Origin of the sequence: Desulfosporosinus cupriresistens, assembly GCF_001707885.1 — a bacterium.
Taxonomy (GTDB): domain Bacteria; phylum Bacillota; class Desulfitobacteriia; order Desulfitobacteriales; family Desulfitobacteriaceae; genus Desulfosporosinus.
In genome coordinates this window covers 42889-61244 of sequence record NZ_MASS01000023.1, presented here as the reverse complement: position 1 = coordinate 61244, position 18356 = coordinate 42889, and the positions used below count along the sequence as shown (strand labels likewise).

Below are 18356 nucleotides of genomic sequence, written 5' to 3'. Positions count from 1 at the left end.
GGGACTCTAAAATGCTGACAGACTTAGCGATATAGCGCAATAAACAAGGAGAAGTGCCATAACGATATTGAGCCCCTTTTTATGTTGCGTAAATAGTTTTTGAAATGCTGCACCAAACATCGCCCAACAGCAACATCCGGAAAAACCGATTACGGACAACACCAGAATGAATGCCGAAAGCTCGGGTAAAGTGTGGTAATAAGGGAGTATAAACGTAGAAAACGCTGTAATTCCATACAAAATAACTTTAGGATTAACAAGTTGGAGAACAGCACCCGTGAAAATACTGTTAAGTTTTAATTTAATGTTTTTCTCCTCATGTGGCCTATCTTTCACAATCGTCCATGCTAACCAAAGGATGTAGAGGGCGCCTAAGTTGAACATATAAGGTTCTGCGGTCGGAATATAGCGGTAGAGCATTGAGCTAAATATCACACTCAATGTCATGACAACGATGAAACCGATCAAAATGCCAAAATTAAGACGGAAGCCTTTCTTAAACCCGTTTTGACTTGCATTGGTCATTGCCATAATGTTGTTTGGCCCAGGAGTGTAAGCAGTCAAGAATACAAACGATAAAAATGCCATTAAATTAGTCATCAATTTTCCTCCCCAACATTTGTATGATATACTGTGCATAGAGATTAATATTTCGCACGTTTTATTATATTGTACATATTGTGCATCATAACGTCAAGAGTCGGAGGGATTTTTTTGGAGAATATTAATACCATTTTTTCGGATAACTTAAAGCATTTACGAGAACAAAAAAAGTTAAGTCTTGATGCCGTCGCCAAACTGTCCGGCGTCAGTAAAAGTATGCTGGGACAAATTGAGCGTGGCGATGTAAACCCCACCATTTCTATTGTTTGGAAGATTGCTAACGGCTTAAAAATATCCTTTACTGAGTTAATGATGCGTCCTGAAAATGATTATGAAGTAGTTGAGAAAACCTCTGTCCAGCCGCTCATCGAAAACGATGGGAAGTTTCGAAATTATCCTATGTTTTCCTTTGATAGCAAGCGGCGTTTTGAAACATATTATATCGAATTAGATACCGGAGGGTACTTAGAGGCTGAGGCTCACCCACTGGGAACACAGGAGTTTATTACTGCTTTTTCCGGCAAGCTGGTTGTCATCGTCGATGAACAGGAACTAACCATTGATTGTGGTTCATCTGTTCGATTCAAGGCTGACCGTCCTCATATCTATAAAAATATCGGTGATGATATTTGCCTTTTGAGCATGGTCATCTACTATCCTGAATGAAATAAAACTTATTGCCACTTAAAAAGGGCGAGCTGCTTACAAAGAAGACAACAACCTCGCCCTTTTTAATAAAGGCTAAATAGAGTAAGAAACTAACAAATTTCAAAAAAAACAAACCCTCAAAGACTCAAGGAATTGGTTCAAAGGAACGACATGCTGTTACTGACGCCGTTTAACATCCGAAGAATGACACAGTAAGGTGTCCGGTGATAGACAGATAAACTGTCCAAAAATGTAAATGAATATCCGTCCATCAGTCAGTCCGTCGTTACCGGAACGGTTAAAAAGGATGTGCAATTATGGCTTCGGCCATACGAGTATATTTTTAAACCGAGAGAGAACCTATTTTAATTGATGTGGGTTCTCTCTCGATTTATCTGTCAGAAAGGACTACTTATGTTTTGCTGGTAGAGAGATTAAATCAAAAAATATTCTTGTCCCTTCAGCTTCATATTTTACAACCATCGTGGCGACAGCAAGACTAATAAAAAGACGTCTACGAGTACAGGGAAATTTACACATCTTACTTTTCCCTCCTAAATTATTACTTTTATTCAGGGACTCCCACATCACTAAACATGTTCAGTTGATGATAAGTACACTGTAATAACGGCACCATGTCCGGGTTCGCTTTCCGCCGCTACTTTTCCGCCATGCATTTCAACGATCTTTTTAACAATGGAAAGCCCTAAGCCTGTTCCGGTTCCACGCCTGGATCTGGATTTGTCAACCTTATAAAATCTTTCCCGAATATTTTCAAGTTCTTCCCTGGGAATACCGGGACCGGAATTTCTCACAGCTATAAAATTGTATTTGTTCTTCCTACCCAACACTACACAACGACTTCATCTTGTGAGGTAACCTCAATTTGCCGACCGAACTCACCTTCTGCTATCTGACGTACTCAACTCAACATTAATAATGGTTGCCCTTATAATAAAGGACAACCTCAATTTCCATAAATACGCACCACTCAAATAAGTTCCAGAGAAGAAGGTATATTATTGTGGTACATCACCGGGTTCGAATTTGAATCAATAATCCATGTGCTTACCTGCAGATTCGACGTCTTAATACTCTCTTAATATGATTAATGCTCATTTCTTTGCCTCCGTTGGCCAAGAATGACAACTCCAACATGTCGGTTTTACTGCAGCATAATTATGGCATGAAACACAGAATTGATCAGACGTATTTAATGCGGGGTCGGAATGACAATTCAAACACGTTTGAAGACTAATTTCGAATGACTTACCTTGACTATTGGTATACACTGTCTGACCATTGCGTACAGCTGCATCTCTCCATTTTAGCAGCAATTGCATGTGATTGGCTCTCATCCATTCCGGCGGCTCGACACATTGCTTATCAGCTAGTTTTAGGATAGCCGAAGTATTCAAGTTTATTTCTGGCCCTTTGTTGACTTTCCCTCTATTATAAAAGAAAGGTAATGTAAGGATAGCAACAAAGATAATAAGTGCAACGGTAATTTTACTACCTTTATGCATTATTCTTTACCCCCTCTTTACTGTAGATCATAACAGCATGTTTTTAATGCTTACTCTTTATCACTATTAATTATAATTAGCATGATAATATAAACTTTTTATATTATTTCTAATATCACAACTATGTATGTAAAATAAGTTTTTGCCAAATATTATGGTACCCTTCCTAAATATTACCGCTATTGCAATGTACCTTGTAAAATATCTTTAGATGGAATGAGTAGGTTTCAAGCCTACTCATTTTTCGTACATCTACCCTTACAGAACTAACGGTACCCTGTAGAAATTTGCAATCTCCATGACGAATGGAATAACCATAAATATCATTCCATTCAGAAATCCGTTGCGGTTCCTACAATTGCTATGATTTTTTTATTGAGAGTTGGTTCAAGGGAATTACATCTTGTTGATAGTAGTTTTCAGCCAATAATCCTGGTCAATGGCCTTTTCACTGCCACATACCGCACCATATGACTAATAACATGTCTTAATCGGGAGGCGGGATTATGACAACGGTTCTGTATAATATAGAAAACAACAAATGTCTGTACTGTAGAGTTAATCTTACATGCTTAAAATGAGAGGGACAGGGGCTCGTTAACGGAGACCCTGACCCTTTCTTGTTTCAGCGGATATTGCTTTACTTTACTTCAACGGTATTTAGAATTGGTACAACAACGTCCTGGTTCAGTTTTTGTGTATAAGCTTTCGCAATAGCTATGGCCTGATCTGATGTGGCAACTTCACCATTAGTGAGACCTACCCCCCAAGTTTTGTGCATTATAACCCCCACCCATCATGCCATAACTTGCAGCGTTTCCATTAGCGCCGTACCCTCCCATCATGCCATAACCTCCGCCGTTTTCATTAGCACCGTAGCTCCCCATCATGCCGTAGCCTCCACCGTTTCCATTAGCACCTGGAGAAGTAGTAATATTCGAATTATTATTTGGGGAATGCGGTGTTGTAGTTGCTGGTTGAGGAGTCCCAGGTTGATTATTCTGTTGCGTCGACTGACTTGTTGAAGGAGAACTGGAATTAACTGTGCCTGTTCCAGTGGTATCAACAGAACCTTGATTTTGAGTTGTCGCAGCGATCGGTGCTAATCCGGCAACGGATCCAGATGTTAGTGCAAAAGCCGTACCTGAAAGCGCCATTATACCTGCAATTGAGAGTCCTACAATCCATTTTATCTTATTCATCATTTTTCCTCCTTAAATTCGCTCAATAACATTTTCAAATCTACCTTGTCTTTATGTCTCAAAGTATATCGAATCAATTCGATTTTGCTGTGAATGAGTTGTGAATTTCTCATGAATTTGATACTCTGATTGATCATCGTTTTAACTATTTGAGGAGCACTAGTTTTATCCTTGTCGTATGATAAAACCACCTTACTAGACAACAGATTAACATTGACCTCATTCACGCCTGAAATGCTCCGCAGGGATCTTTCCACTTTAGCCCCACAAGCGGCACAGGTCATACCTTGCACGGGCAAGCTTATCTGAACAAGATTCTTATCTTCCATCTTTGCAACCATAATTCTTCACCGCCCATTATAAATAAAAAACCTTTGCCCCTAGTCGAGAAACAATGAACCGCAGCTTTTGATCCCTTCTATGATCTTTGCATACCTTGTTAGGTGTCTCTCACACAAGCCATAATTATTAAAGAGCAGTGTCTCCTGTGGAGCCACTGCCCTTATCTTCTAATCATTTACCCTCTAAATCCTGTTTTCGACTTTGATATTCAGCGGAATCTATCTCGCCACGCGCATAACGTTCCCGTAAGATGTCTAAACCACTATTTTGTCTGCCAAACCCTCCTGTATGAACTCTCAAATTGTTGTGACGAAAGACATAGATTGCTAGTAGAATTATCCCTATCCCGAAGATAAGCGGCATGATTAACCCCATGATTCCCATCCAACCATAGCCGCCTCCATATCCACCGTATCCATAACCGTTTCCCCAGCCGCCCATCATGTTTCCCCAACCACTCATCATATGAATTCCTCCTTGAAAAAAATATTTAAATCTAAGACCGTGGATTTTGACTTCTACACCACAACATGAACCTATACTACCTCTTTTTAATTGATATTGTCTGTTTTTGCTCCGTCAGTTCACGTTTCCGCTCAAGGTATTCCTCACTATTAATCTCACCACGTGCATATCGTTCATTCAATATATCTAGGGCAGAATCAGAATGAGATTGATGATTTATACAACATGACCCTCTAGTTTTTGAAGAATCAAACATATAATAAATAAGGATGGCTATTAGGATTAACCCAATCATCATAATTAAATCTCCCCTTTAATAATTCGATTTTAAGGACAATGTGCTACCAGCACCCATCATGTTTCTATTCATATTCGTGTTTGAGTTCATTAACGTTTGATGTTGACCTGGTTGAAAAGTTTGCCGCATGAAGTTTTGCATTTGACCCATCCATCCGCCACCTTGTCGATGGGTCTTCCGGCTAGGGTTGGTAAAGTCATAAGCCCTACAACTAAAGTTGCGGTTCCTACGATTGCTATTTATTGAATTTTTTTATTAAATATTCCTCCCACATTTGAATCATTATAGTTCTGCTACATTTGATTTACTGATTTTATGTCCTTAGTGTAACCTAAGGATACGATCTTCTCATGAAAAAGTTGTGAATTTCTCATGAATAATAAGGAAGTAAATTGAAATTAGCCTTTTTCCTACGCTCAACTCCCCTTCATCCTTTTCAACAGCATCTTGTCTGGGTTTGTACATCTCAAAACCAATAACCAATTTGCGCCCCATCACTATAGTGGACATGACAGCACCACTAGCACCACTATGGAACAATGAGTCTTACCTTTGGTGTTTTTCAAGCATTCTGAACAGCTTTTCCTATTGCTCCCGAAGAATTTGTGCCATCTATAGCGACCACCATATATCCGTCAATAGTTCCGTTTTCAAATGTCTTATTCTCAACTGCCATTTTTACTCAGCAGGAACTGAACCATCAAGTGGTCTAACAAATATACACAGTTTCCATTTTTAACTGCCACATCGGCACCTGCCCAATAGTCTTCCTTAGTAAACAATAAAACAGCTACTTTTAGCACATTGTCTCCTCCTTGCAAATCCTTGAATAGTCCATCCCATGGGAATCCTGTACCTGGACAATTTGCTTTGTTCACACTGTCAATCCGATAATGGCCGATGATATTATCCTCATCCAGAAGCTCACAGGATTAGATTTATCTAAATGCCCTAATTGCGGATCAGAAAAACCCAAACGGTTTTTGAGCTTGGGTAAATCTCCCCCTATCGCTGTCCAAACTGCATGTATTTAATAAAGTGCCCTGTTATGGGGGGAAATATTTGATCATTATGCCAATGAAATACCTTGGTGCTAGACCAAAATATTTAGAAGGTACAATTACCATATTGTTCCATTTAACCCGCACTAAACATATTATGGATTGTCTCTTAATAAAGGAGGAAAAGTCAATGGCATTTGGTGGAGCTGGCGTTGATGGTGCTTGTACCCCTAATTTTTTGCCCGGTATATGAGTATATGCTAAAAACTGGTCGTCTTTTGCCTAAGTTCAATTAGTTATAAAGCAAGAATAGTTGACTAAATTAAGGACAGCGCGTTAATGTATTTATAGTTTATTAATATGACTCATATAAAAGGCTACCACCTTAACAAGATGATAGCCTGCCTTGTCAAATCCGTTTTTAGAAAATTACACCTAAAGCAATAAGAATTAAAATAGCAATTGCGATAATTCCTGCACCAACGCAACTACCACCGCTAACTCCCCCCCCATAACCGTACATTGATATTTCCTCCTTTCAAATTAGAATACTAATCCCATTGCGATAAGCAGAAGAATAATTACGACGACTATTGCGATTCCTGCGACAAGGCCATGACCTGTTACGCGAGCCGCTCCATCAACACCACCGAAAGCCATTAGCATTTCCTCCTTTATTCAGAGATAGTACATGATATGCAATAGCTCGGCTATATGGTACAATTTGGGAGAGGCAACTTGACTTTCCTCGGGGAAATAGTTGACTAAACTCATGATTCTTGATCATCAAACTTAGTTCATTAAAGCTTTTTATCCGAAGCAAAAAACCAAAAAGCACAGGTATTATAACTTGACCTGTGCTGTAAGTTGGGTTAACTCTTCAAACGTTTTATAAAAATCATGCTCAACTTCAATAATACTTGTATACCTTGGATTGACACCCATAAGCTTTTTTAAAAATACTAGTTCCTTTGGAAGCAATTGCAATTCGTCATACCAGGGGCGCTTCTTGAATCCTTTGAGTTCAAAAGAAGAGTAATATAGGTGCAGAAGGAAGTCTCCCAAAAATGCGAAATCCATATCTGCCCGGTATTTCTCGTTATTAATCCAACGAGCAAGCCCAAAATCAACAAGGTTAACTTTTTGTCCATCATATAATGTATTTGGTACCCTTATGTCTCTATGGACTATGCTCTTTGAATGCAAGTACTTTAGAATTTCGACAAGCTGGCATCCTATTCTGTATATCTCTTCTCTTTCAAACACGTACTTGTCAAGATATATAATGTCCTCAAACGTTCTACCTTCCTTAAATTCAAGAACATAACCGTAGAAGTCCTCACGCTCAATCTTCTTAATAAACCGGGGAACGCTCTCATGCTGAATGCTCTTTAAGATTTCTTCCTCATACCGGGCCTTTGCACCAGCTTTCTTAAGCATTCCCCTTTTTAGTTGCTTGAGTATATACGATTTCTGACCATCAGAAACCAGATAGCAGATACCAAACCGGCCTTCTCCTATTGTTTTCTCGATAGTATAGTCTTCTGCAATCTGCTCTGACGGCTGATATTGTTTGTTCCCACTCCTATTAACATAATGAATTCCACAATTCCTTGCTAAACTTTTACTGTGATTAAATCTAATTACTAAAATACACTTCTGAGATTCCACTTTAAATAGTTGCGCACAATGGATTGATGTCATCAAACGCTAGCCATTAATGCAAAAAAATCAGAGTGCTTTGTACAATGCTTGTATTTACTCCCTGGAAGTAGCTACATAAGAAATAAAATAAGTCAAGAATGAATACTTTTAAAAAATGCATATTTAATAAACTCAAGGGAATTATGGTGCTGATATGTCTCAACGGGTCCATGAGGCATAGACAATGACAGCAAAGAAAATATTAAAAGCACTATTATAACAAGCAATTTATTTTTATGTATGATACTCAAGCAACATAAATTCATAAAATAACATCTCCAATTTATAAAGAAAACTTGGCTAACGCCAAGCCTCAGCGAAGGCGGTCGCCTTAGTTGCCCTGATATGATCGAGGCTGTCAAGTAGCCCCTGTCTATTTGAAATTTGATGGTTCAGAAGTTCGATCTACCTTCGCCAGCCTTAGTAGTAGTAGTATGGACAAAATCATAATTCATCAGTGGTGCCGCGTAGCGGCATGGGGTTTCTGACTAGTACAAAAATACCTGTGGGACTATAATTTAAAAGAATTAGTCCCACAGGTATTTTATCCTGCTGCCAGCTCTTTTGCCAGCCCAGCCCCACACACTTCAAGAAAGTGTATCGCTTGCTCTATTTATAATATATATAATTGCTGTAATTTTTAAGACTATATGTTAAAAAAATCAGTTTGTCAATATTCCTTTGACTTCACAAATTCAAAGGAATGACGTCTTTTTTTGAAAAGTGTCATACTTTTGCCATAATTTCATGACATGCTATAGCCATCTGGCTAACATACTAAAGTAAAAGGACCTCGGCCATAATCAATGGAATAATAGCAGTAGTAGGTATAGCCGGTGCATCTTACGCTAAAATTTGAACTCTACGGTGGAGAAATTATCAGTTCTCAAGGAGAGATATGCCAGTGGAAAATTGAGTTCGATTGAGTCTACAAAATTTGAGGCGGAGTGTTTATTTTGAAAAATGCAAAAACAGGTGTGATTCTATCATTTCTTGCTACAGTTACTCTAATTCTTGTCTTATCTTTTTTTGTTACGCAGATTTTCGGTGGTCATTCTGAAAAAGCGCCCGTTCCAAAGTCTGTTTCGGTGGGTTTAACTATGACTATTTCGGAAATATCAGCAATCAATAACCTGAATCCTGAAACTGTGATGGATGCCCTTAAAGTTAAAGATCCTTCTAATTCCTCAAAAACACTGAAGGAACTCAGTATAAGTGAAAAAGATGCTAATGATCTGATTATTAAAGAACTAAATTTTGAGGGTGAAGAAGCCTCAAAAAATGCGGTACTTATTGGTACGAAGTTTATTTTTTGGGCTGTGTTTATGGCAGTTGCTTTCGTGCTTCTAAGGCGTGGTAAGATAACGCCTACCGTCAGGAAATATATGTTATTTGCATCCTTTATTATTTTCGGAGTAATTTTAGGTCCAGAACCTAATTCAATGTCAACGGTAAAGGATATAGTCTCTGCTTATGCAATCAAAGGGATCTTCTTTCCGCCTAGGTTAATTGCCCTTTTAGTCTTCCTGCTTGTTGTTTTTTTAGCAAACAAATTCATTTGTGCTTGGGCATGCCAGTTTGGTACCCTCCAGGATTTCATTTTCCGATTAAATAGGAATTCAAATGATAAGACTGGTGTATTTAAGCAATATAAAATTCCCTTCGCAGTTTCAAATACGATTAGAGTGGTCTTCTTTTCTGTATTTATAGTCATCGCTTTTATCTGGCCTCTAGACATTATTGAACTAATCAATCCCTTTAATATATTTAATCCTGCTGTCCTTACAATAATTGGAATAGTATTTATCGCCGTTATTTTAATAGGAAGTCTCTTCATTTATAGACCCTGGTGCCACTTCTTCTGTCCCTTCGGACTCGTTGGGTGGATGGTTGAAAAATTTAGCTTCTATAAGATTAGGGTTAATTATAAGACCTGTATAGCCTGTGGAGAATGTTCAAAAGCTTGTCCCTCAGAAGTTATGGAAGCGATCCTGAAGCAGAATAAAATAACTCCAGACTGTTTCTCCTGTGGGAGTTGCATAACTGCTTGCCCGACAAAATCAATAGAATTTAACAAGGGTCATAGAATACCAATACCGAACGGGAAGTTTAAGGCCACTAACCATTGAGGACATTGATTATTTAGAGACTAAGATGGTTGAATAAAACTAAAGGAGTTGCTTTTTGTGAAGAGAAATAAAATGATCAAGTTTTTGAGATGGGGTTTAATGGCCATATTTGTTGTGCTTATAAGCATTGCGGCCTATCTTCATCAAGTATTAGGAGGAGCAAAGGCACCCTCAATCCATGCATTATGTCCCTTCGGAGGTCTTGAGAGCCTCTATCAGGTCTTCACAACCGGAAGCTTCATCAGCAAAATATTTGCAGGAACCCTGACGTTGTTCATCATCACGCTAATTGTTGCAGTTCTCTTCAGACGAAGTTTTTGCGGCTTAATTTGTCCCTTTGGTGCAATTCAGGAATTCTTCGCAAAACTGGGCCATAAACTCTTCAAGAGAAAATTGATCATGCCTGCTTCTATCGATAAGCCTTTAAGATATCTCAAATACATAGTGCTTGTGGTTACTGTTTTTTATGCGTGGAAGACAGCAGGCTTATGGATGGCACCCTATGATCCATGGTCCGCTTATGCGCATCTTCCTGAAGGATTGGAAAGTGTGTGGAAGGAATCGGCAGTAGGGTTAATAATTCTGGTTATTACTGTCCTTGGTTCCTTGATTTATGACCGTTTTTTTTGCAAATATCTTTGTCCCATGGGGGCATTTTACGGAATTATAGGTAAAATAAGCCCCATTAAAGTAGTAAGGAACGAAAGTCTGTGTATTGACTGTGGACAATGCACTAAGAGTTGTCCGATGAATATTGATGTCCAGCACAGTTTGAAGGTTACGACGGCAGAGTGTCTGAATTGTCAGACCTGTGTTCTAAATTGCCCCAAGGCAGGCGCTCTAGCTCACCAGATTGGTAATAAGACACTAAAGCCATTGACGGTAATCATTCTTGTGGTGGTGCTGTTCTTCGGTTCAATAGTTGCTTCACAAGCTTTAGGCATATATCAACTCACTCCAGCATCACTAAAAACGGGTGAGTCCATTAATTATGACGAAATCAAAGGGTTTATGAGTATCAAGGAAGCTGCCGAGTCAACCAAAACAGATCTAAAAGAATTTTATGTGAAATTCAAAATTCCTGAGAACGTTCCCGCAGAAACTAAGATGAAAGAAATATCCAAAGTCTCTGAAGGGTATGATTTCGATCAAGTTAAAGCATCTCTAAACACTCAATAACCCACATTTCCTATAAAAGCCCTTCCATTGTAACTAATTTATTTTAGTATGGGAGGGTTTTTCTCAGTTATTCCGTAATTATTAGATTAGGCTTAATAAATCGATTATAAAGTATTAATTATTAATGACCAGCTAAGAGTTCTTTCAATAAAACGATTTAATGAGCGCTTTATTGAAAGAAATTAAGCCCAGCGAAAACATCAGTTCAAGTACGCCTCGAAATGCTGATAATCATGCTATGGCTAAAACTACGGATAATTCAAGTAATGCTGAAAGGAGTAGAGTTAGTGGAAAAAGGCAAAATTCTAATTGTGGATGATGATCAGAACATTTGTAAATTAATGAACCTATATTTAAAAAAAGTTGGATATGAAACTTCCATCTGTCATGATGGTAGCACTGCGATGGACCTGATCCAAAAAATTAAGGTGGATTTAGTTTTACTGGATTTAATGATTCCTGTGATTAATGGATGGGAAGTTTGTAAGCTTATTAAGCTTGAACAAAATATTCCTGTGATTATGGTCAGTGCCAAAGATATGGTGAAGGATAAGCTTACCGGATTTGACGCTGGAGCGGATGATTATATTGTTAAGCCCTTTGATCCGGAGGAATTGGTGGCTAGAGTGAAGGTTAGGTTAAAGTCACGGTCTCCTGAAGAAAGAGACATAATGGAACGTATTATTACGATTCACAATCTGGTGATTGACATGAATCAGTATCAAGTCAGTATCGATGGGCAGTTGGTTGACTTTAAACCTAAAGAGATTCAATTACTTTGCTTTTTGGCTAAAAATAAGAATATCGTCTTTACAAGAGAACAACTTCTGGAAAAAATATGGGACTATATGTATGCGGGAGATACCAGAACTGTGGACGTCCACATCAAATGCCTCAGAGAAAAGCTCAAGAATGCCTCAGGCGGCTGGGAAATCAAAACTGTCTGGGGGGTTGGCTATAAACTGGAGGTCAAATCGGATGTTTAAAAGTATATTTAGACGTCTGTTGTTTACATATCTCCTGATTACTATTTTCGTGATAACCTCAATGACGTTAATAGTTGCTTCCATCTATAAAACCACCGTTTTCGAACAAAAGAGAGATAACCTCGAGTCGGTAGCGCAAAGAGCCAACCGTTTAACCCAGGATTTATATGCCCAAAATATTTCTGAGAAAGAACTCGATTCTGCTATTAATGCTATGGGATACAGCACAGAATCTGTCATATATATCCTGAAAATTGATAAGCAACTATTTGAAAAGCAGGAAGAACTTTTACTGAGTGGTTTAAATGAGGAATTTATTGTACAGGACCTGATGTTGGTGCTGGAGGGCCAGAGAGTTTATAGAGAAAAACTGTATTCAGAGGGATTTGGCACCTATGTTTTGTTAATAGGGTATCCGTTGATAATCAACAGAACGATAGAAGGAGCGATCCTCTTACTTTGTCCTATCAGCAACATCAATCAAAATATTGCCCATATGAACCTGATCATCTGGAGTGTAGCTGTCGCTATGATCCTTGTGAGTGTACCGTTTATCTATTTAAACTCTATGAGAATCTCTAATCCGATCAAAGAAATGGAAGCGGCAGCTCGAAAAATGGCAACCGGAGAATTAGTCGATCACACGTTGATTGCATCCAACGATGAAATTGGCAGGCTCTCCATCTCATTTAATGATATGAAAGATCAGCTTGAAAAGACTGAGATAATGAGGCGTGAGTTGGTTGCCGATGTTTCCCATGAACTCAGAACGCCCTTGACCTCGATTAATGGATTTGTTCAGGGAATTATCGACGGCATTATTGAACCGGAAGACCATCGTGAGTATATGCTCCTGGTTCAGGAAGAAACAAAGCGTCTAATTCGTTTAACATCTGATCTTTTGGATTTGGCCAAGCTTCAATCCGGTGGAATAGAACTACATAAAGAACACTTACACTTATTCACGCTAGTCGAAGGTGTTTTGACTGAGTTCGGTAATCAAGCTACGAATAAGAAGCTACAAATGACAAATCAAGTTTCCTCACAGCTTTATGTAACGGCTGATCCCTCCGCTTTAAAACAGGTGTTGATCAATATCATTAGTAATGCTATCAAATATTCATCAGAAGAGGGACAAATTTCCATTGACTCTGAGCACGATATCAACAATGTCCGATTAGTTGTTTCTGATAATGGCATCGGTATTTCAGAGCAAGATTTACCTTATATCTTTGAAAAGTTTTATCGTTCCGACAGAGTTCGGAACACAGACGATAAAAGTACAGGACTGGGATTATCCATTGCTAAAAATTTAGTTGAATTGAACGGAGGAACCATATGGACTGAAAGCATAGAAGGAAAAGGAACTTCAATCATATTCACTCTGCCAGTGTAAATTAAAGTGCTTGGAAAACTGAAGTTTTACAGTTCGTTTACAATTGATCCATTGGGATTTTACAACTTGCTAATAGACTACAATTAATGAATTGATCAACCAACCTGCAGAGAGTCTGCTAAAAAATTATGAATCTGGGGGTGGATTATGAAGAGATGGATTACCCTACCGAGTGTTATCCTGGCGTTAGTCCTTTTCGGCTGTGTGGCTTGCGCTAAAACTACAGCCCTTCCCTTATCAAAAGTAGTGTCAGAAGACCAGTCGAAGATTTCTGAACGTGAGAAGGCAACCGGAGATAGTTTAGCTGAGGACATTAACCATTCTGAAGATTCGCGGCCACTTGCCGTTGTTGAGCAGCAAGCGAATGAAATGAACGAAAGTTCCGCCATTATCCCAAAGTCTAACAATATTAATACAGATACTCCTAAACAGCAGACATTAAATGAATCAAACGGAGGCATCACCATCATTACAAAGTCAGACAATGTTTATACAGATGCACAAAAAATCCAGACGCTAAATGAATTGACGGGAGAAATTGATAAATTAATTGAGAGTCTTAAATCTTTAGAGGATGTGCAGTATTTAGAATTAACGTTTGACTGACAAAGGAGAGATTAGAATGTTTAAACTAAAAAATATCTTAATAATTTTAATATCATGTATGCTCATGTTAGGGGCAGGTAGAATAACCTTCGCAGTCGGACAGTCAGGCAGTGGATCTCAGAGTGATTCCTTACAGAATAAAAGTAGTAGCAGCGGACAGTCAACTGAAAAGGTAAGCGGGCAGACAAATGATCAGGGTAACGGACAGACAACACAAAAAGGCAGCGAGACTGAACAGGTGAAAGGCAATTCAGAAGCATTGCAGGCTGGAAAACAGGAATTCAATCGCAACAGAGAACTGATTAGATTGACTACGGAGGAAACCACAAGGGTTAAAGCACAAATCGAAGATTGTTCGGAAGATTTGAAACTGCACATTCAAAACAGGCTACTCGATCGAGGTAATATAAGTGCGGGGGAAATGACAAGGTATAAAGCGATGATTCAAATTCTCAGTCAAGAACGAGAAATCTTGAGTGTGCATCAAGGTAAGATTCAGGAACAGTTAGCTTTACTGTGTCAGGCAAGGCTTCAGGGGGATATTGAGGCAGCAAATACATCGATGAATAACATTCGGGCAGAGCAACAACTCAGACTACTCGAACTGGCAAAGATCTTGCAGAATTTGAAAAACTTTTCGGTAAGTAATTGATGAGTTCGTCTGAAGCTTTCTTGAAAATCAATGTTTAGAGTTAGTTTCAGTACTTGTATCTCCAACTTGTTCATGGGTTAGTAAATTAGTAGGAATTTCTTTAGTCATGTGTTGGTTATTGAGCTGTGCTTTGCGTTTGAGTCTTAGCACTCTCCATAAGGCTAATAACAACATAATTAAAGCCCCTATAAAAGCAGAACCTAAAATAATAAGAACCAGAGGAACGTCTTTAGTAAGCCAAAAAAGTTGAATTGCCACTGGAGATGCATTTTGCAGGGCGAAAATTGCGATAAGTAAGGCAAATATAAGGGCTAAGATGAGTATGAACATATTTGGTAATCCCCTTTTCTTTTTTTGGACAATTTCGACAGCTGTGTAATAAATTCCTGCTTTTACTTAACGGAAGTGCAGAGGGGTTGTAAAGAATCATGCTCCACGCTAAACTCATCCCGCTCCTCTTCCGGGATCCCATGAAGGATGAGCGCCTGGGTGTAAGTCAAATTCGTCACCAGTGACGAATTTGGATTGCCGAAGAGCTGCATCAGCCTGTCGGCCGTTCGCTGGGAGTAACTGACCGATTCCCGCAACCACTTGCCCCATTGTCCATGGGGAAGCAGGTCCTTGGCCTTCTTTACAGCTAGAGAAACTCCTTCCACAGTTATTGCTAGCAGAGTGCGTGGTGCACAAGAAAATGACCCGGCGGCTTAATGGACCACCGTGCCTTTGCACTTTATACTATACCTTGCATGTAGAAACAGGTGTTCAGGCCAGCCTGGGTGACCTTCATGTCCTGACCAGCGCCGGTCCAGTGTACCGATTGGGTAGGTATTCCCTCTACATTGATGCTTAGGTCGTACTTTAAGCTATCGGCGATGCTATCGGAGATGGCGGCTACCACGATTTGGGTGACTGCTTCTCCGATGGGGGTTAAAAACCAGAAATACCAAGGAATGTCGGCATCGTGTTCGCCGTGTGGGGACGGATCAGGATTGAAGCGAACGTTTTGGGTGTTGGGATCAAAGCTCATTGTGTTTTTAATGTCCAGGGTAAAGGTCATGGAAATACCTGCATAGAGATCACAGTCTCCCTGGATGGCCGTTCTCAGTTCTCCTCCTTCGATGGATACCTTTAGATGTTTAATCTTAGGATAATACCAGATAGCCCCTGATTTAACCTTCTCGGTAGGAAACTTGGCGGTGTTTTGAATTTGATGATCAGTGTCCGAGAATGCGAAGATGTCGGGCGAGGTTCCGGGATACATCTGCGGCATCAGAGGGAGGATAACGTTTTGCAGGAAAAGGTCCCCTGAGATCAGATAACCTGCGTTTAACTGAGTAGAAACGGGGAGGATAGCCGGGTCGATCTTTCTTTCCAGCTTACTGATGTCACGGTTGTTATTCACCGCAAGAATGCCCAGGTAACCGGGTTTGGTCTTGTCTTCACGGTCTGCGTAGACAAAAGTACATTGCGCCGGGGTCAACCAACTGTTCGAATCGGGTTTGGCAAAGTTGATCTCGGCAAATACGTACGTGATCTGGTTAGCATTGGCGACCATCCAGCGAGCCATCCCCTCCAAAAAAAGACTGCTGTAGGTTTGACCCAGCTTACCTTGCGGGTCGACTACAGTAATGGGTACGACCAGCCCCTCTCCCCCCGGAGTGCCTGATTTGACCGCTTGCTTGAGGTTCATTCTAAGTTCTTGGGTCGTTGTTTTAGTGGTAGAGGGTAAAAGGTGCATATCTACCTCCACCACCACCGCTACCCCGGCCAAATCTGCCGGTTTGGAGGATTCCAGGGCAATTGCGCCACTAGTCACGGGCAGTTTGAGGTGCAAAAGGCTGCCCGTCCCCCCATTCACCACCATCCAGGGGCTGAATTGACCGCTCATATGGCAACCATCCTCACTGTAGTCAAAGTTCTGAGGCAGTTGGTTCCAGGAATTGCTGAGCGTCTTGTTGACCTGGTCGCTATTCAGCGCAAAAGCGGTATCCCACCCGAAGTTATTCATATCTTAACCCGCTTTTTGCATTATGGCTTGCAGTTGGGCAGGACTGTCAGCAAAATTGGGGTCACCCAATAGTTGGAAAGTCCCGTTTATCCGCGCGTCGGTTAGTGTAAAGTCAGCCGAGGTAGGCCATTTAATAGGATTGGTGGCCGCGGAGACGAGCGGATCGATAGGCGGCATAGACTCAGCCGCACCTTTGGCAATGACCTGTTCAATGATAACCGATATGGAGGAAATCACCCCGGCTACAATAATGACAATGATGGCGGTGATAATGCGGGGAAGCAGGTCGTCTAAGACGGCACCGACCGCGACACCGATAACCGCTACAATAATTGCGGCGATGGCCTCGGTAATAATGACCCAGTCATCAGTATGGGTATAACTGCTCACTTCCGGATCTTTGACCTGTTTGTAATCCAGGTATTGTTTTGTGACACCATTAGCCGTTGTGGTATGCAGCTGAATGGTGTCATGGGTAATTGTATCCACATAAGCATTGATACCGGGGGATATATTGATGGTGGTTTTCATAGTGGTCTTGATTTCTGACGCTTCCAGAATGAGTTCAAAGCTGGTTACATAAGGAGTATAGGTGATGGCTCCTTCTTTAACCCCCTCCATCTCCAGCTTAACGCCTGATTTATTTACGATACTGGTATTGTTATTAGCCATTTCAAAGTCGCTGGCCTGAGCGTTTACGAAGGCGCCAGGCAGGCCGGGCAGGACGATGTATTGCATAAACATCGGAGTGCTGATCATAAAGGAGGAACGTTGATCAGTGGGTATGGCCGCTGATGACAGTTGATGGGCCAAACCCGAGGGATCATGGTTATCGATCATGCATAGTACACCGAAGAAGCTGCTTTCCTCGTCCGGGCCACTGCTGCAAGCATAGCTGCTCCAGGTGGGCTGCAGCCATTGGAAAGAGCCGTCAGATCCGTCGGCCAGGAGGTTTAAATTAGCAACCGCAAAGACCTGGTTAAAACTGGACAGATTGAGATTAAACCATATTTCGAGAACACCTTTCATAATAGATTCGATGACCATGCCGGGATTCTTACTGGCGAAGTTCAGACCGGTCACTGATACCGGGGGAGTTAGGAGATCGTCGCTGGTAGTTCTCAATTTCAGATCATGTAAGGTTCCGTCTTTGCTGGGCGTTATGCCTTTGACTGGGGGAGGTACAAAATCACAGTTTACTTCAATGGTCGCCACATCTCCGGCCATATCATAAGGCTTGCCATTGCGAGTCATGGTCCCTGTTTTGATGGGAACAGACATGTGTAGGTTTTTTCCGTCGCCACTGGTGGTAAGCTGCCAATCACCGAATACGCCAGTAATCGTAATATCATCATCGGTTTCCGGATCGAGATAATGCTGGCTGAAGTCGGCAGGCGATGATTTCTGCAGTCGGATAGCGCTATTTACATCCTTGATGCGGATGGCAAATACTGTGTCCCAGCCGTTGGTATCGGCGGGAATCACCGCAGTGGCGTTGGCGGCCAGAAGACCATCATTTTTGGAATACTTTCTGATTAGTCTTTCATCTAGCTCAGGAAAGCGAATAATCGCTCTTTTGTGCAGGTTTATATTTGTATCTATCATGTTCGA

20 protein-coding genes, 4 pseudogenes and 1 riboswitch are annotated in these 18356 nt (G+C 40.6%); of the genes and pseudogenes, 10 read left to right on the top strand and 14 right to left on the bottom strand.

The annotated features are described in order from the left end of the window. Nucleotides 1–6 precede the first annotated feature (6 nt). Nucleotides 7–600, bottom strand: coding sequence for a LysE family transporter (locus tag DSBG_RS11120; protein ID WP_068964397.1), 594 nt, complete (start codon nucleotides 598–600; stop codon nucleotides 7–9). Nucleotides 601–714: 114 nt separating this feature from the next. Here DSBG_RS11120 and DSBG_RS11115 point away from each other — a divergent pair, with 114 nt between their 5' ends. After that, nucleotides 715–1269, top strand: a complete 555-nt coding sequence (locus DSBG_RS11115) for a helix-turn-helix domain-containing protein (RefSeq protein ID WP_068964396.1) — start codon at nucleotides 715–717, stop codon at nucleotides 1267–1269. Nucleotides 1270–1841: 572 nt separating this feature from the next. Here the strand turns inward: DSBG_RS11115 and DSBG_RS11110 are convergent. Both DSBG_RS11110 and dsrJ read right to left on the bottom strand, forming a co-directional pair. Then, complete coding sequence (locus DSBG_RS11110) at nucleotides 1842–2102, bottom strand: sensor histidine kinase (protein WP_083236830.1); 261 nt, start codon at nucleotides 2100–2102, stop codon at nucleotides 1842–1844. A gap of 264 nt (nucleotides 2103–2366) precedes the next feature. Next, nucleotides 2367–2777, bottom strand: coding sequence for a sulfate reduction electron transfer complex DsrMKJOP subunit DsrJ (gene dsrJ / locus DSBG_RS11105; RefSeq protein ID WP_068964394.1), 411 nt, complete (start codon nucleotides 2775–2777; stop codon nucleotides 2367–2369). 422 nt (nucleotides 2778–3199) lie between these two features. Between dsrJ and DSBG_RS24045 the strand changes: the two are divergent. Continuing rightward, nucleotides 3200–3268 (top strand): annotated as a pseudogene (locus DSBG_RS24045) (multicopper oxidase domain-containing protein); the annotation flags it as partial. A 149-nt stretch (nucleotides 3269–3417) separates the two neighbouring features. Here the strand turns inward: DSBG_RS24045 and DSBG_RS23085 are convergent. From DSBG_RS23085 to DSBG_RS24330, 6 genes and pseudogenes are all read right to left on the bottom strand, one after another. Beyond that, nucleotides 3418–3558: a hypothetical protein gene (locus tag DSBG_RS23085; RefSeq protein WP_176716251.1), complete on the bottom strand. Its 141-nt coding sequence runs from the start codon at nucleotides 3556–3558 to the stop codon at nucleotides 3418–3420. Continuing rightward, nucleotides 3527–3982, bottom strand: a complete 456-nt coding sequence (locus tag DSBG_RS11100) for a hypothetical protein (protein WP_141694296.1) — start codon at nucleotides 3980–3982, stop codon at nucleotides 3527–3529. Before DSBG_RS11100 ends, DSBG_RS23085 begins: the two co-directional genes overlap by 32 nt. Then, nucleotides 3979–4320: a cation transporter gene (locus DSBG_RS11095; RefSeq protein WP_068964392.1), complete on the bottom strand. Its 342-nt coding sequence runs from the start codon at nucleotides 4318–4320 to the stop codon at nucleotides 3979–3981. The genes DSBG_RS11100 and DSBG_RS11095 overlap by 4 nt, the downstream gene beginning before the upstream one ends. A 172-nt stretch (nucleotides 4321–4492) precedes the next feature. Then, a complete protein-coding gene (locus DSBG_RS11090) occupies nucleotides 4493–4786 on the bottom strand; it encodes an SHOCT domain-containing protein (protein WP_083236829.1) in 294 nt (97 codons plus the stop codon). A 76-nt stretch (nucleotides 4787–4862) separates the two neighbouring features. After that, nucleotides 4863–5042, bottom strand: a complete 180-nt coding sequence (locus DSBG_RS11085; protein WP_348980970.1) for an SHOCT domain-containing protein — start codon at nucleotides 5040–5042, stop codon at nucleotides 4863–4865. Between the two features lie 723 nt (nucleotides 5043–5765). Continuing rightward, nucleotides 5766–5998, bottom strand: a pseudogene (locus DSBG_RS24330) (N-acetylmuramoyl-L-alanine amidase); the annotation flags it as partial. Between DSBG_RS24330 and DSBG_RS24325 the strand changes: the two are divergent. Together DSBG_RS24325 and DSBG_RS11080 are read left to right on the top strand one after the other, a co-directional pair. Then, nucleotides 5990–6118: pseudogene (locus DSBG_RS24325) on the top strand (FmdB family zinc ribbon protein); the annotation flags it as partial. The pseudogenes DSBG_RS24330 and DSBG_RS24325 overlap by 9 nt on opposite strands. A 28-nt stretch (nucleotides 6119–6146) precedes the next feature. After that, nucleotides 6147–6338 (top strand): hypothetical protein, encoded by a 192-nt coding sequence (locus DSBG_RS11080; protein WP_068964390.1) that lies wholly within the window; start codon nucleotides 6147–6149, stop codon nucleotides 6336–6338. A 590-nt stretch (nucleotides 6339–6928) separates the two neighbouring features. On the opposite strand, the gene DSBG_RS11075 is transcribed toward DSBG_RS11080, so the two are convergent. Next, complete coding sequence (locus DSBG_RS11075) at nucleotides 6929–7687, bottom strand: protein kinase family protein (protein WP_242877558.1); 759 nt, start codon at nucleotides 7685–7687, stop codon at nucleotides 6929–6931. Between the two features lie 628 nt (nucleotides 7688–8315). Further along, nucleotides 8316–8411: riboswitch (NiCo riboswitch) on the bottom strand. 334 nt (nucleotides 8412–8745) lie between these two features. On the opposite strand from DSBG_RS11075, the gene DSBG_RS11070 reads away from it, so the two are divergent. From DSBG_RS11070 to DSBG_RS11045, 6 genes are all read left to right on the top strand, one after another. Further along, complete coding sequence (locus DSBG_RS11070; protein ID WP_068964389.1) at nucleotides 8746–9918, top strand: 4Fe-4S binding protein; 1173 nt, start codon at nucleotides 8746–8748, stop codon at nucleotides 9916–9918. 57 nt (nucleotides 9919–9975) lie between these two features. Beyond that, nucleotides 9976–11097 carry a 4Fe-4S binding protein gene (locus DSBG_RS11065; protein WP_068964388.1) on the top strand — a complete coding sequence of 374 codons (1122 nt, stop codon included), beginning with the start codon at nucleotides 9976–9978 and terminating at the stop codon, nucleotides 11095–11097. A gap of 287 nt (nucleotides 11098–11384) precedes the next feature. Continuing rightward, nucleotides 11385–12083 carry a response regulator transcription factor gene (locus DSBG_RS11060; protein WP_176716250.1) on the top strand — a complete coding sequence of 233 codons (699 nt, stop codon included), beginning with the start codon at nucleotides 11385–11387 and terminating at the stop codon, nucleotides 12081–12083. Continuing rightward, nucleotides 12076–13479 (top strand): sensor histidine kinase, encoded by a 1404-nt coding sequence (locus DSBG_RS11055; RefSeq protein ID WP_068964386.1) that lies wholly within the window; start codon nucleotides 12076–12078, stop codon nucleotides 13477–13479. Before DSBG_RS11060 ends, DSBG_RS11055 begins: the two co-directional genes overlap by 8 nt. 147 nt (nucleotides 13480–13626) lie before the next feature. Continuing rightward, nucleotides 13627–14085 (top strand): hypothetical protein, encoded by a 459-nt coding sequence (locus tag DSBG_RS11050; RefSeq protein WP_068964385.1) that lies wholly within the window; start codon nucleotides 13627–13629, stop codon nucleotides 14083–14085. Between the two features lie 16 nt (nucleotides 14086–14101). Beyond that, a complete protein-coding gene (locus DSBG_RS11045; protein WP_068964384.1) occupies nucleotides 14102–14737 on the top strand; it encodes a hypothetical protein in 636 nt (211 codons plus the stop codon). 27 nt (nucleotides 14738–14764) lie between these two features. On the opposite strand, the gene DSBG_RS11040 is transcribed toward DSBG_RS11045, so the two are convergent. The 4 genes and pseudogenes from DSBG_RS11040 to DSBG_RS11030 form a co-directional block, all read right to left on the bottom strand. Continuing rightward, nucleotides 14765–15067 (bottom strand): LapA family protein, encoded by a 303-nt coding sequence (locus tag DSBG_RS11040; protein ID WP_068964383.1) that lies wholly within the window; start codon nucleotides 15065–15067, stop codon nucleotides 14765–14767. Nucleotides 15068–15162: 95 nt separating this feature from the next. Further along, nucleotides 15163–15384 (bottom strand): annotated as a pseudogene (locus DSBG_RS21800) (DUF3102 domain-containing protein); the annotation flags it as partial. Between the two features lie 83 nt (nucleotides 15385–15467). After that, nucleotides 15468–16745, bottom strand: a complete 1278-nt coding sequence (locus DSBG_RS11035) for a TULIP family P47-like protein (RefSeq protein ID WP_068964382.1) — start codon at nucleotides 16743–16745, stop codon at nucleotides 15468–15470. 3 nt (nucleotides 16746–16748) lie between these two features. Continuing rightward, entirely contained in the window at nucleotides 16749–18350 is a 1602-nt protein-coding gene (locus DSBG_RS11030; protein WP_068964381.1) for a TULIP family P47-like protein, read from the bottom strand. Nucleotides 18351–18356: the final 6 nt, after the last annotated feature.